This is a genomic window from Mesorhizobium koreense, assembly GCF_031656215.1.
GTDB lineage: Bacteria > Pseudomonadota > Alphaproteobacteria > Rhizobiales > Rhizobiaceae > Mesorhizobium_L > Mesorhizobium_L koreense.
Genome location: NZ_CP134228.1, coordinates 4,553,421 through 4,565,673, shown reverse-complemented (window position 1 = coordinate 4,565,673; position 12,253 = coordinate 4,553,421). Strand labels below are relative to the sequence as shown.

Annotated in this window: 14 protein-coding genes; 1 reads left to right on the top strand and 13 read right to left on the bottom strand. The window is 62.9% G+C overall.

Annotated elements, in window-relative coordinates:
- Positions 1-24: 24 nt before the first annotated feature.
- The 5 genes from RBH77_RS21825 to RBH77_RS21805 form a co-directional block, all read right to left on the bottom strand.
- Positions 25-855, bottom strand: a complete 831-nt coding sequence (locus RBH77_RS21825) for an enoyl-CoA hydratase family protein (RefSeq protein WP_311029663.1) — start codon at positions 853-855, stop codon at positions 25-27.
- Between the two features lie 24 nt (positions 856-879).
- Positions 880-1,620 (bottom strand): SDR family NAD(P)-dependent oxidoreductase, encoded by a 741-nt coding sequence (locus RBH77_RS21820; RefSeq protein WP_311029662.1) that lies wholly within the window; start codon positions 1,618-1,620, stop codon positions 880-882.
- A 10-nt stretch (positions 1,621-1,630) separates the two neighbouring features.
- Positions 1,631-2,341, bottom strand: a complete 711-nt coding sequence (locus tag RBH77_RS21815) for an enoyl-CoA hydratase/isomerase family protein (protein WP_311029661.1) — start codon at positions 2,339-2,341, stop codon at positions 1,631-1,633.
- 188 nt (positions 2,342-2,529) lie between these two features.
- Positions 2,530-3,279: a TetR/AcrR family transcriptional regulator gene (locus RBH77_RS21810; protein ID WP_311029660.1), complete on the bottom strand. Its 750-nt coding sequence runs from the start codon at positions 3,277-3,279 to the stop codon at positions 2,530-2,532.
- Positions 3,276-3,584 carry a PaaI family thioesterase gene (locus RBH77_RS21805; protein ID WP_311029659.1) on the bottom strand — a complete coding sequence of 103 codons (309 nt, stop codon included), beginning with the start codon at positions 3,582-3,584 and terminating at the stop codon, positions 3,276-3,278. The genes RBH77_RS21810 and RBH77_RS21805 overlap by 4 nt, the downstream gene beginning before the upstream one ends.
- Positions 3,585-3,596: 12 nt before the next feature.
- On the opposite strand from RBH77_RS21805, the gene RBH77_RS21800 reads away from it, so the two are divergent.
- The gene (locus RBH77_RS21800) at positions 3,597-3,767 is read left to right on the top strand and encodes a hypothetical protein (protein WP_311029658.1); all 171 of its coding nucleotides are present in this window, start codon (positions 3,597-3,599) and stop codon (positions 3,765-3,767) included.
- Positions 3,768-3,801: 34 nt separating this feature from the next.
- Here RBH77_RS21800 and RBH77_RS21795 read toward each other — a convergent pair whose 3' ends face one another.
- The 8 genes from RBH77_RS21795 to RBH77_RS21760 form a co-directional block, all read right to left on the bottom strand.
- Positions 3,802-4,833: an NADPH:quinone oxidoreductase family protein gene (locus RBH77_RS21795; protein ID WP_311029657.1), complete on the bottom strand. Its 1,032-nt coding sequence runs from the start codon at positions 4,831-4,833 to the stop codon at positions 3,802-3,804.
- 6 nt (positions 4,834-4,839) lie between these two features.
- Positions 4,840-6,495 (bottom strand): AMP-binding protein, encoded by a 1,656-nt coding sequence (locus RBH77_RS21790; RefSeq protein ID WP_311029656.1) that lies wholly within the window; start codon positions 6,493-6,495, stop codon positions 4,840-4,842.
- A gap of 82 nt (positions 6,496-6,577) precedes the next feature.
- A complete protein-coding gene (locus RBH77_RS21785; RefSeq protein WP_311029655.1) occupies positions 6,578-7,387 on the bottom strand; it encodes an enoyl-CoA hydratase/isomerase family protein in 810 nt (269 codons plus the stop codon).
- Between the two features lie 43 nt (positions 7,388-7,430).
- Entirely contained in the window at positions 7,431-8,123 is a 693-nt protein-coding gene (locus tag RBH77_RS21780) for an ABC transporter ATP-binding protein (protein ID WP_311029654.1), read from the bottom strand.
- Positions 8,123-8,836, bottom strand: a complete 714-nt coding sequence (locus RBH77_RS21775; RefSeq protein ID WP_311029653.1) for an ABC transporter ATP-binding protein — start codon at positions 8,834-8,836, stop codon at positions 8,123-8,125. Before RBH77_RS21775 ends, RBH77_RS21780 begins: the two co-directional genes overlap by 1 nt.
- Positions 8,833-9,831 carry a branched-chain amino acid ABC transporter permease gene (locus RBH77_RS21770; protein ID WP_311029652.1) on the bottom strand — a complete coding sequence of 333 codons (999 nt, stop codon included), beginning with the start codon at positions 9,829-9,831 and terminating at the stop codon, positions 8,833-8,835. The genes RBH77_RS21775 and RBH77_RS21770 overlap by 4 nt, the downstream gene beginning before the upstream one ends.
- Positions 9,828-10,673, bottom strand: coding sequence for a branched-chain amino acid ABC transporter permease (locus RBH77_RS21765; RefSeq protein WP_311029651.1), 846 nt, complete (start codon positions 10,671-10,673; stop codon positions 9,828-9,830). The genes RBH77_RS21770 and RBH77_RS21765 overlap by 4 nt, the downstream gene beginning before the upstream one ends.
- A 332-nt stretch (positions 10,674-11,005) precedes the next feature.
- Positions 11,006-12,199 (bottom strand): ABC transporter substrate-binding protein, encoded by a 1,194-nt coding sequence (locus RBH77_RS21760; RefSeq protein ID WP_311029650.1) that lies wholly within the window; start codon positions 12,197-12,199, stop codon positions 11,006-11,008.
- Between the last annotated feature and the right edge of the window lie 54 nt (positions 12,200-12,253).

Sequence of the window (12,253 nt, the reverse complement as noted above, 5' to 3'; positions counted from 1 at the left end):
TTGAAAGAGGGAAACTGATGATAGTCAGTTCCCCTCGAACACCGGCCGCTGCTTGGCGACAAAAGCGCGATAGGCGCGGCCATAATCCTTGGTCTGCATGCAGATCGCCTGTGCCTGCGCCTCCGCCTCGATGGCGGAATCGATATCCATCGCCCATTCCTGGTGCAGGCAGGTCTTGGTGACGCCATGGGCGAAGGTCGGTCCGTCGGCAATTTCGGCGGCAAGCTTTTGTGCTTGCTGCAACAGTTCCTCCGGCGCGACGAGCCGGTTGAAGAAGCCCCATTTGTCGCCTTCCTCCGCCGACATCGAGCGACCGGTGTAGAGCAATTCCGACGCCCTTCCATGGCCGATGATGCGGGGCAGGATGGCGCAAGCGCCCATATCCGCGCCGGCAAGCCCAACGCGGACGAACAGGAAAGCCGTCTTGGCGCGGGGCGTGCCGAGCCGCATATCGGATGCCATGGCAAGGATCGCGCCGGCGCCCGCGCAGATGCCGTCGACGGCAGCGATGATCGGCTGCGGGCAGTGCCGCATCGCCTTGACCAGATCGCCCGTCATTCGCGTGAAGGCGAGGAGACCCGGCATGTCGTCGGCTTCCTGCATCCTGACAAGCGGGCCGATGATCTCATGGACGTCGCCGCCGGAGCAGAAATTCTCGCCGGCGCCGGTGACGACAACGCTCTTGACGTCGTCGGCGTAGCTCAGTTGACGGAACAGATCGCGCAGTTCGGCATAGCTTTCGAAGGTCAGCGGGTTCTTGCGTTCCGGGCGGTTCAGCGTGACGGTCGCGACCTTCCCCGCCACCTCCCATTTGAAATGCGTTGCCTGATATCCGGCGGCTTTGAAACTATTCACTGGTTTTCCTCTCGTCTTGAGCCTTCACGCCATCGTCAGACCGCCGGAGACGCTGAGCGTCTGGCCGGTGATGTAGTCGGAACGGTCGGAAGCGAAGAACAGAATGGCGTTGGCGACATCTTGCGGTTGGCCGAAGCGGCGCATCGGAATGGCCCGCTTGAAGGCTTCCAGATGCTTTTCGGGAAGGGCCATCAGCATCGGCGTTTCGGTCGGGCCGGGGCAGACGCAGTTCACGTTGATCGAATAACGCGCCATCTCGCGCGCCAGCCCCTTGGAGAAACTGATCAGCCCGCCCTTGGCGCCCGAATAGACCGTCTCGCCTGCGCTGCCGACGCGGCCGGCGTCGCTCGCGACATTGACGATCTTGCCGGAGCCGCGCTCGATCATCGGGTCGAGCAGCGCGCGGGTCAGCTTGACCGGTCCGAGCAGGTTGATATCGACGACGCGCCTCCAGAATTCCTGGTCGTTGTCGACGAAAGCCTGCCCGCGCCCGAAGCCGGCTCCGTTGACCAGCACATGCACCGGCCCGCGCGCCAGCACCGCCTTGCGGAATTCCGCGATCGATTCGTCCGAGGCGACATCAATGGGCAGGAAGCTTGCCTTCAGTCCACGCTCGCGCAGCGCCGCCGCATGCTGCTCGCCCTTTTCGGCCGACAGGTCGGCCAACACGATGTCACCCCCGGCCTCCGCCATCGCCTCTGCAGTCGCGGCACCGATCCCGGATGCCGCACCCGTGACCACGACCGTTTTACCGTCAAGTTTCATGCCTGGTTCCTCACCGATCGAGAAAGGCCGCTACCCTTTTGCGGGTGTCGGCGGTGTTCAGCAGCTTATGCGTCTCGAGAAGCTCGATCAGCATGCCGTCGTGGAGCGCCGCGTCGGCGGCGCTGAAGCAATGCTTGCACGCGGCAAGCGCGGCCGGCGACATGGTCACGATCCGCTCCGCAATCTCTCTCGTGAAAGCGACAAGCTCCGCCGCCGGCACCACCCATTGCACGAGACCAAGTTCTTGCGCCTGGCGTCCGTCTAAGACTTCCGCGGTCAGGATCAGGCGGCGCGTGATGCCGGGCCCGGCGAGACGGGAGAGGCGCTGGGTGCCGCCCGCGCCGGGCAAGAGACCGAGCCTGGCTTCCGGCAGGCCGACCGATGCGGTCTCCGCCGAGATCCTCAAATCGCAGGCAAGCGCCAGTTCGAAGCCGCCCCCATAAGCCGGGCCGGCGATTTCCGCGATCGTCACCTGTGGCAGAGCTTCGATCCGATCGTAGAGCCGCTGCATCCGCCGCACCGTCTCCACCATCCGGTCGGGACCTTCGTCGCTGGCGAAACACTCGCGCATCAGCTTGAGATCGGCACCGGCGCTGAAAACCCGCTCGGCGGATCGGATCAGTACGGCCGCTACTTCGCGGCTGTCGGCGAGCCCATCGAGAATGGCGGAAAACGCCTCGATCCAATTCCCGTTGATGGCGTTCACCGGTGGACGCGCCATCGTCAATTCCAGTACGCCGTCCTTGATTTCAGTGTGAAACATGGCGGCAGAAAGTGAATGATCATTCATTCAAAATGAATAGGGGAAGCACGCTGGCGCGTCAAGCGCTGGCAACCGCAATAAGATGGCGACGACGACCGCTCGTAGTGGGGCAGGGGGTGCTTGATCGCGATACGGATCGTGCCCGGTCAGACCTTGGACAGCAATGTCTTGCGTCGCCTCGGTTTCCTGACGGGCTTGGCCTTGGTCTGTTGCCGGGCAAGGAATTGTCCATAGTGCACGAGGCCGGCCGGGGTCGCCATGGCGTGTACGAAGAAGTCGAACCCGTGCTCGATATAGCCGTCGATCGTGGTCAGCTTGCTCAGCCGCCAATGCTTCAGCGCCCAGGTATGGGCGTAGAGCACGAGTTGGTAGGTCACCAGATCGACATCGATCTTGCGGAAGAGCCCCGCGGCAATGCAACTCCGCAGCCGCTCGGCAAGGAATTCGTTGGTCTCCACCTCGAGTTGCATGATGATCTCGCGCTGTTCGCGAGGAAGCGACTTGGTGGAGCGATAGGCCAGAACCGCCGCATTGCGCCGACGATCGATGACCCGACAATAGGTCGAAAGCGAGGACCACAGCGCTTCTAGCGGGTCGTCGTCTTCATCGACGGCGCGCGGAATTTCCCGCTGATAGGATTCCAGCACGCTCATCAGAGAAAGGAGAAGGACATCCTCCTTTGTCTGGGCGTATTGATAGATCAGCCCTATGCTGACGCCGGCCTTGCGCGCGATGTCCTGAATGGTCGTGCGATAGTAACCCTGATCCGAGAAAAGCTCGACTGCCGCGGCGATAATCTGCTCCCGGCGGCGGGATACCAGCTTTTGGTTGGTAACCTGACTTTTTACGACGGTCTGGTCGAATGCCTTGCTCTCTAGCGTAGGAGGCGTCGTCATGGGGGCCCGGCCTGGTCTGACGATCCGTCAGCCGAATCGCCGATGGGATGATCTGTTCCAGAATATCGCGGATCAAGGCGTTTCCAAAGGCCGGCCGCGCTTAAAATCAACCGGTCGCCACATGCCAGCCTGCCCTGCACGAACACTATGGAACGGGTAATCCGCGTAACCTCGGCCGCACCTTCGATCAGATCGCCTGGTTCCGCGCTTGAGACGAAATCGCAGTTGAGGCTGATCGTTGCGGTCGGTCCCCCGCCGATCGCCTCCTGCACCGTCAGGCCTAGCACTTGGTCGGCCATGGTCATCAGCATCCCGCCATGGACGACGCCACGGACATTGCCATGTCGCGCATCGACGCGAAACGCGAAACCGCCACCGCCGCGCCGCTGATAGAGTTGGCCGAGAAGCTGGCCGAACGTCCCATCCGGTATGGTGGATGGGATATAGCCGTCCGGGGCGGCCTCTTCTTCTTCTCCGATCGTTTGTAATCGCCGGTCCACTGGTATCACGTCCCCGCTACCTTCAGCCGGCGTCGTCCGCGATGGCAATGCCGGCGGCACGCCCTCGCTCCGTAACCAGTACCACCTTGCCGCGAACCTTGCGCTGCAGGATGCATTCCATACCGGCGGCGACTTTCTCGATCGGCATTGCGGCCGAAATCGGCGGATCGATCTTCCCAAGGCTGGTGAGGCGGAACAATTCCTCCTGTGCTTCCCGCATGGCGTCGGGCATCTTTTCGCGATAGTCGCTCCAGTGCAGGCCTGCGACGGTAATGTGCTTGATGAGGAGGTAGTTTGCCTTGACCGAGGGAATTTCGCCGGACGTGAAGCCGACCACCACCAGCCGGCCGGCCCAGGCGAGCGCGCGCAGGCAGGCTCCGAACACCGCCCCGCCGACATTCTCGATCACCACGTCGGCGCCATGGCCGCCGGTCGCGCCGTGAACCTGCCGGCGCACGCTCTCGTGTAAATCGCCGCCGCTCATATCGATCACGGCGTCTGCGCCGAGCCCGAGGACGAAGTCGCGTTTCTCCATGCTGCCGAGCCCGGCGAGCACGCGGCAACCTTGCGCCTTGGCGATCTGCATTGCCGCAGTGCCGACGCCGCCGCCAGCCCCGGTGACGAGTACCGTCTCGCCCGGTTTGAGATGCGCACGTTCCATCAGGCCGAACCATGCGGTCTGGTAGGTCAGCCCCATGGCGGCCGCCTTGACCATCGGCAGATCGTCGGGCAGCAGGCAGCAATCCTCCTGGCGCACCGCGACCAATTCAGCGAACGCACCGTTCTCGCACTGGCAGAGGACCCGATCGCCGCGCTTGAAGTTCGCCACCCCGTCGCCGACCGCCGTGACAATGCCCGCTAGCTCCTTGCCGGGAACGAAGGGCAGCGGCGGCAGCGTCTGGTATTTGCCGGCGGCAACCAGCACGTCGGGGAAATTCAGCCCCGCCGCATGGACTTCGACGAGGACCTCGCCCGCCTTCACGGCAGGTCGGTGCCACTCCTTGAAGGCAAGTTCGCTTGGTGCTCCAAAGCGCTCGACGACAACGGCTTTCATCGCGGCTTAACCCATCTTCCCTGTCTTCTGTTCGGGTTTGAGGGCCTTCGCCATGTCACGCAGCTTGAATTTCTGGATCTTGCCGCTTGGCGTGCGCGGCAGTGCCTCCAGAACTTCCAGATGCTCGGGCAGGTAGGTTTTGGATATGTGTTGCGACAGCAGGAATTCCGTGATCTTCGGCAGCGTCAGGCTCGCGCCCGGCTTGGCGGTGACGAACGCGCAGGCCCGCTCGCCGAGCCTCTCGTCCGGCATGGCGACGATCGCCACGTCGGCGACATCGGGGTGCTTGTAGATCAGGCCTTCGATCTCGATCACCGGGACATTCTCGCCGCCGCGTATGATGATATCCTTGGCGCGACCGGTGATCCTGACATAGCCCTCGGCGTCGATGCGGGCGAGATCGCCGGTATCGAACCAGCCCTCGGCATCGATATTGTCGAGGTCGGGCCGTTTGAGATAGCCGACGAAATTACTGCAGCCTCGCACCTGCAGACGGCCTTCCTCTCCGGGCATCACCGGCTTGTCCGCGGCATTGATCGTCCGGATCTCCATGCCGGACAGGCAACGGCCGTCGGTCTCGAATACTTTCTCCGGTGCGTCCTCCGGCCGTGTCACCGTGACGGCGCCATTCTCGGTCATGCCCCATCCGGAAGCGATGGTGGCGCCCAGATTCTCGGTCGCGCGCCTGACCAGAACGCGAGGGATCGGCGCGCCGGCGGAAAGGAAAATGCGCAGCGAGGTGAATGCTTCAGGGCGCGTCTCGGCCTCCTCCGTCAGGTCCGCGAGGAAAGGCGTCGATGCCATGGTGAAGGTCGGTTTCTCCTGTTCGAAGAGGTCGGCGGCCACCTTGCGGTTCCAGACGTCCTCCAGCACCACGGGACAGCCGAGCAGGAACGGCATCATCACGCCGTAGAGGAAGCCGGTCTGGTGCGCGAGCGGCGACGCCATGAGCACCATGTCGTCGCCGGTCAGATGGAGACTGTCGATATAGGGGATCAGATTGCTGAGCAGCGTGTTGGAGGTATGGGTGACACCTTTCGGCTCGCCGGTGGTTCCGGATGTATAGAGGATCTGTATGACGTCGTCCGGCCCCGGTCGTCGGGCCGAGAACAGGGCTTCGGCTTTCGCTTTATCGACCGGCGTTTCATGCAGCCGCTCGAAGCTTGTCTCGCCCGCGCCGCCGATGACATAGGCGTGGCGAAGATGCGGGAGTTTGTCACGCATCCCGGCGATCATCGCACCATAGTCGAAATCGCGGAAAATCGCGGGCGTGACGATGACTTTCGAATTGGCATGGTTGAGCATGAATTCGAGTTCGCGCTGACGCAGGATCGGCATGAGCGGATTGCTGATCGCGCCGATGCGCAGGCAGGCAAGGTGGAGCGCGATGAACTGCCACCAATTGGGCAACTGGAAGGAGACAACGTCGCCCGCTTCCACGCCGCCGGCGGCAAGATTGACGGCAATGCGCTCGACACGTTCGCCAAGGTCGCGATAGTTCAGCCTGGTTAGCGCGGCGGCACTGGCCTGATGCGCGACGATCGCCGTAGCCTCGGGCGTGCCGTCAAGCAGCGCATCGAAATAATCGAGCAGAACCCGGTCCGGCCAGAAACCACCCGCCACCATGGCCCGGCGGCGCTTCGCGACTTGATCCGAAATCATATCCGTTCACTCCCCTTCGCCTTGGCGGGCTCCCGGTCGGGATCCCGCTTCCACTTGCCTTGTCGTCCGGACCTCTGCCTGCTCAGAGCGGGGAATCCGGCGCGAATTTCGGCTTCCGCTTCTCTACATGGGAGGCGAGCCCTTCCTGAACGTCGGGGCCGGAAAACCCCATGAATTCCAGCGCAAGCGAGGCGTCGAAGGTCGGCCCCATCTGCCGCAACCAGTTGTTCAGCGCGTATTTGGTCCAACGGATCGCGTTGGGCGCGCCTTCCGCCAGGCGAGTCGCCAACTCGACCGCCTTGGCGTCGAGTTCGGCGTCTTCGACGGCAAGCGAGACCAGCCCGATCCGCTCCGCCTCGGCGCCCGAAACCGGATCGCACAGCAACAGATAGTACTTTGCCTTGGCCAGCCCGCACAACAGCGGCCACACGATGGCGGCGTGGTCTCCGGCCGCAACCCCGAGGCGCGTGTGTCCATCGATCAGCCGGGCGTCCTTGGTGGCGATCGAGATGTCTGCAAGCAGGCCGCACACCAGCCCCGCGCCCACGGCCGGACCACGCATGGCGCTGACGATCGGCTTGGAACAGTTGATGATGTTGTAGACGATGTCGCGCGCTTCCTTCCAGTTGCGCGCGCGTGTGGGAAAGTCGTTGATGATCTTGTCGATCATCTTGAAATCGCCACCGGCCGAGAAAACCTTGCCGTGTCCGGTCAGGATGGCGGCCGAGACGCTCGGGTCCTTGTCGATGTCCTGCCAGATAGTGGCGAGCTCCCCATGCATGATCTCGTCGGCGGAGTTCAGCCGTTCGGGATTATGCATGGTAACGCGCAGCACTCGCGGATGCGGGCGATCGAAGAGGAGCCGCTGATATTTGGCATAGACATCCGACATGGTGATTTCTCCTGGATCGTGAATTTACCTTGGCGAAGCGCAATCAAACCGCGACGTGCTTCTTGAGACTTTCCCGCGAGAGCCCTTCCAGCCGGCCCTCTTCGACGACGGTGCCCTTGGACATGACGTAGTAGCGCTCGGCGACGGCATGGACGAGGCTGAAATTCTGCTCGATTAGAAGGATGCTCGTTTCTCCGGCGCCGAGCCTGACCAGTGTTTCGCCCAGTTCATCGACGATGACGGGGGCCAGGCCTTCGCTCGGTTCGTCCAGCACCAGAAGATTGGGGTTGGCCATCAGCGCCCGGCCGATGGCAAGCATCTGCTGCTGACCACCGCTCATCGCCGTTCCCGGCGTATCGGCGCGTTCGCGCAGGATGGGGAACAACGCGCAAACGCTGTCGAACGTCCAGGGTCCCTTGCGCCCGACGGCGGCGCCGAGCAACAAATTCTCGCGCACGGTGAGGCCGGGAACGATACGCCGGCCCTGCGGAACCACGGCAATCCCGTTTCTGGCCGCCGTGAAATGGCGGATCGTTGAAAGCGTTTTGCCGCAGAAGGAAATCCGCCCCCTTCGCACGCGCGCGATACCGGTACAGGCATTGACGACGGTAGTCTTGCCCACCCCGTTGCGCCCGAGGATGGCGACACGCTCGCCGGCATCGACCGCGATCGAGATGCCGTGGAGGATCTGCGCTTCGCCGTAGAAGGCATCGACATTATCGAGTTCGAGCAGCATCACGTGACACTCGTGCCGAGATAGGCGCGGACCACTTCCGGGTTCGCGCGGATTTCCTCGCCCGGCCCGTCGGCGAGGATCTTGCCGAGATGAAGCACCGTGATGCGGTCGGAGATCGAGAAGATGACGTCCATGTCGTGCTCGACGATCAGCACGGTTACACCCCAACTTGTGGCCAGTTCCTTCAGCAACCGGGCGAGCGCGATGGATTCGCCGATCGACAACCCGGCAGCCGGCTCGTCGAGCAGAAGTACCGAAGGTCGGCCGACGAGCGCGAGCGCCAGATCGAGGCGGCGCTGGTCGCCATAGGAGATGTCGGCGGCGCGGCTCCCGGCGAAGGCAGCGAGACCCAGCGCCTCCATTACCTCTTCGCCATTGTCATGCTCGGCCATTGCGCCTGCGAGGCCGACCTGCTCGCGTATCGTAAGGTCGAGAAAGATGTTCGTCTTCTGGAAGGAGCGCGCGAGGCCGGCGCGACGCCTGGCGCGTTCCGACAAGGAACTGATGTCCTGTCCATCGCAGCGCACCGTGCCAGTAGTTATGCCGCCGCCGCGCCCGCACAGCGCATCCATCAACGTCGATTTGCCCGCACCGTTCGGGCCGATCAGCCCGCGGATCTCCCCGGGTTCGAGCGCGATAGACACATCTTCGAGGGCACGGAAGCCACCGTAGCGCCGCGAGATGTCGATCCCTTCCAGCATGAAAGCGCTCATCGCCGCGCGTCCTTCATCTTGCCGAGAAGGGTCATGATCAATCCGCTGATGCCTCGCGGCACCATCACGGTGACGACGATCAGCGTGATGCCGATGATCGCCGGCCAGTGCTCGGTCAGGTCCCCGGCGGCATCCTTGAGCAGGAAGAAAATTACCGAGCCGAGGGCCGGGCCCCAGACGGCATGCGCGCCGCCGATCACGGCCATGACAATACCTTCGCCCGACAGGGACCAGTGCAGCGTGCCCGGCGTCACATAGGCGTTATAGAGGACGAACAGGACGCCCGCGACCGCGGCCACCGCCGCCGACACCGCATAGGTCAGTGCGCGGGGCACCACCGTCTCATAGCCTATGAAGCGCGTGCGTTCCTCGTTTTCGCGGATGGCGACGGTCAACAGGCCGAACCGGCTGCGCGCAATCAGCCAAAGGCCGGCGACGATGATAATCAACGCCAGCCAGCACACCACGAACATGCTGCTCGGCTGTTGGAAGGTTGCGATGTCCAAGCCGAACAGCCTGGAGGGCAGGCGCACCGCCATGCCGTCGTCGCCATTGGCGAGTTCGCGCCAACTCAGGAAGATTTCGTAAAAGGCCTGCGCCACGGCAAGCGTCAGCATCGAGAACGCGAGCGCGGGGAGGCGCACGATGCCCAGTCCCGCCACGAAGGCGAACACCGCCGGCAGCATGATCGCAGCGATAATGGCGGCCTCGGTCGGCAACAAATCGTATTTGCCGTTGAGCGCCACGATATAGGCGGCAAGTCCGTAGAAGGCCGCGTGCCCGAAGCTGGTCAGGCCGCATTGCCGTATCAGGAAGCCTATTCCCGTGGCGAGCACCGCCGTGATGACGGCTTGCGTCATCAAGGTGAGGGCAAGCTGCGAGGAGACGACCATCGGGACCAGCATGCCGGCCACGCTGATCACGACGAAAGCAGCGAGCGCTCCAATGGGCGCGTGTTGCCGGGCCGTACGCGTCCCCGATGCGAGTGCGCTCATCGGCCGGCTCCGGCGAGCCCGTGCGGCCGCAACAGGAGCACCAGCGTCATTATGGCGAGAGGCAGCATGGAGGCGAATTGGGGTATGAATACGATGCCGAGATTATGCACCTGCCCGATCAGCAGCGCCGCGATGAATGCACCGGTGAAACTGGAGAGGCCGCCCGTCACCACGACCACGAAACAATCGATGATGACGAAGGCGCCCATCGACGGCGACAACGCAAGGAGCGGCCCGGCGATCGTGCCGGAGAGGCCGGCCAGCCCTGCGCCGATCGCTACGACGAGCGCACTGAGGCGCTCGGTATCGACGCCTTGCATCCCTGTCGTCACCGGATCGACGCTCGCGGCGCGTACATAAAGACCGACTTTGCTGTATCGCAGCCAGAGCGCGAGCCCGACGGCAACGACAAGCGCAACCGCAACCACGAATAGCCGATAGACCGGAAAGGTCGAGCCGAACATCGGCAGCACGCCCGACAGCAAGGGCGGAGGCGACACGGTCAGGTAATCCTTGCCCCAGATGGTTTGCACGACATCCTCGAGCACGAATAGAAGGCCGAAGGTGACGAGAAGCGTCACCACGGCATCCTCGTTGGCAAGCGGCCGGAACACGAAGCGGTCGAGCAGCACGCCGAGAAAGGCGAGCACGATCACCGAGGCCACCAGCCCGGACCAGAATCCGAGATAGGCGGCGACCGCGAACGAGACATAGGCGCCTACCATGAACAGGCTCCCATGGGCGAAATTGGTCACCCGCCTGAGGCCGAATATCAATACGAGGCCGACCGAGAGCAGATAAAGGAAACTGCCGTAGACCAGGCCGTTTATGATCTGGATCATGCCTCAACTCCGAGGGAATGCCGCACCATGCCTTTGGGCGGCTCTTGGCCATATGCATTCTGCATCAGGGCGGGGAGGGAGCGGCAGGCTGTTCTTCAATTCGACGCCATTCAATGAAATACCACCTCACGGCCCGGGTTTGAATCCGGATGAATACGTTGCAGACCACCCCACGAAGTGAGGGTTGACGCGATCGCTTACCTGAGTTCAGGCCCCGCTGATCCCAGAATTGAACGATTATTCATTCAGTATCGTCTGTCAACGCCGTGGCGACGAAGTTCCACCACGGCGAGGCCGGAGCAGGTCGCCGACCTGCTCCGGCCTCTGTTTCATCAGAGCTTGCAGCTTCCGTCCGGCGCGGGCGTCGCCACATCGGCCGGAATCGTCATGCTGATGACGGGGCGCAACACACCATCCGCTTCGGCGACCTCGCCGAAGAAGTTCGGCCCGACGAGCTGGTGATCCTCCTTGCGCATCAGCTGCGAGCCGAGGATGGTCTCGAACGTGCCGCCGGCGAGCGCCTCGGCGACGTCGGCGGGTTTGACGCTGCCGGCTTTCTTCACGGCCTGGAAAATCACCTGCATGCCGATATAGGTCTCGCCCTGGAAGTTCGTCGGTGAGGAATTGGGATATTTCTTCGCGAAATCGGCTACGAACTTCTTGTTTTCCGGCGTGTCGAGTGTGGCGCTGTAATTGATGATGGCATGGATGCCTTTCACGATATCGCCCAGCACCCGCACCGTACCGTCGGTGGTGAAGCTCGTACCGCCGGTCACCACCTTGTCGAACAGGCCGAACTGTTTGGCCTGCTTGGCGAATGTCATGGCGTCGCGGCCGGCGAGCGCCACCCACATGCCTTCCGCGCCCGAATCGATCACTTTCTGGATAGTGGCGGCATAATCGTTGCTGCCGAATGTAGGATAGTTTTCCGACACGATCGTCTTGCCGTTGCTATCGGCCGCTTTCTTGAAGCTTGCGCCCGAATCGTGGCCCCAGGCGATGTCGGCCGCGACGATCGCCCATTTGGTTTCCTTGCGGGTTTTCAGCCACGGCCCGATGGCCGCCGCATCGGAAGCGTCGAGCCGATTGACGCGGAACATCCTCGCCTGGCACTGGCCGCCGGTAATGGCATTGGCCTTGGGGACCGTCGCGACAAACAGCGCATTCCAGCGCGTCAGCATCGGGCCCATGGCGAGCGCCTCGCCTGAGGCGATGGTGCCGGTGAGGATGTTGAAACCGTCTAGCGCCAGCTTTTCGCCTTGCTGGCGTGCAAGTTCAGGCTTCGCCTCGGTATCGAGAAAACGCACCTCGACCTTGCGCCCGTCGATGCCGCCGCCAGCGTTCGCCTCTTCGACGGCAAACTCGACCACGCGCTTCACCTCGTCGCCAAGCTGCGAATATGGGCCGGTCAAAGCCGTCGGAACGCCGATCTTCAGCGGCTCCTTGTCCTCTGCCGCCGCCGTGCCAACGCTGGCGAGTACAATACCCGCCGTGCCGATCAGTAACCCTCTCCTGCTTATCTTCATTACGCGTTTCCTCCCGTTGAAGAATGAACGTTCATTCAATCTTCCTCCGGAGGC

Bases quoted from the DNA above. Each gene is read 5' to 3' on its own strand.
- RBH77_RS21820 (WP_311029662.1), bottom strand. From the start codon at position 1,620: ATGAAACTTGACGGTAAAACGGTCGTGGTCACGGGTGCGGCATCCGGG.
- RBH77_RS21815 (WP_311029661.1), bottom strand. From the start codon at position 2,341: ATGGCGCGTCCACCGGTGAACGCCATCAACGGGAATTGGATCGAGGCG.
- RBH77_RS21810 (WP_311029660.1), bottom strand. From the start codon at position 3,279: ATGACGACGCCTCCTACGCTAGAGAGCAAGGCATTCGACCAGACCGTC.
- RBH77_RS21805 (WP_311029659.1), bottom strand. From the start codon at position 3,584: ATGACCATGGCCGACCAAGTGCTAGGCCTGACGGTGCAGGAGGCGATC.
- RBH77_RS21800 (WP_311029658.1), top strand. From the start codon at position 3,597: ATGGACGACGCCACGGACATTGCCATGTCGCGCATCGACGCGAAACGC.
- RBH77_RS21795 (WP_311029657.1), bottom strand. From the start codon at position 4,833: ATGAAAGCCGTTGTCGTCGAGCGCTTTGGAGCACCAAGCGAACTTGCC.
- RBH77_RS21790 (WP_311029656.1), bottom strand. From the start codon at position 6,495: ATGATTTCGGATCAAGTCGCGAAGCGCCGCCGGGCCATGGTGGCGGGT.
- RBH77_RS21785 (WP_311029655.1), bottom strand. From the start codon at position 7,387: ATGTCGGATGTCTATGCCAAATATCAGCGGCTCCTCTTCGATCGCCCG.
- RBH77_RS21780 (WP_311029654.1), bottom strand. From the start codon at position 8,123: ATGCTGCTCGAACTCGATAATGTCGATGCCTTCTACGGCGAAGCGCAG.
- RBH77_RS21775 (WP_311029653.1), bottom strand. From the start codon at position 8,836: ATGAGCGCTTTCATGCTGGAAGGGATCGACATCTCGCGGCGCTACGGT.
- RBH77_RS21770 (WP_311029652.1), bottom strand. From the start codon at position 9,831: ATGAGCGCACTCGCATCGGGGACGCGTACGGCCCGGCAACACGCGCCC.
- RBH77_RS21765 (WP_311029651.1), bottom strand. From the start codon at position 10,673: ATGATCCAGATCATAAACGGCCTGGTCTACGGCAGTTTCCTTTATCTG.
- RBH77_RS21760 (WP_311029650.1), bottom strand. From the start codon at position 12,199: ATGAAGATAAGCAGGAGAGGGTTACTGATCGGCACGGCGGGTATTGTA.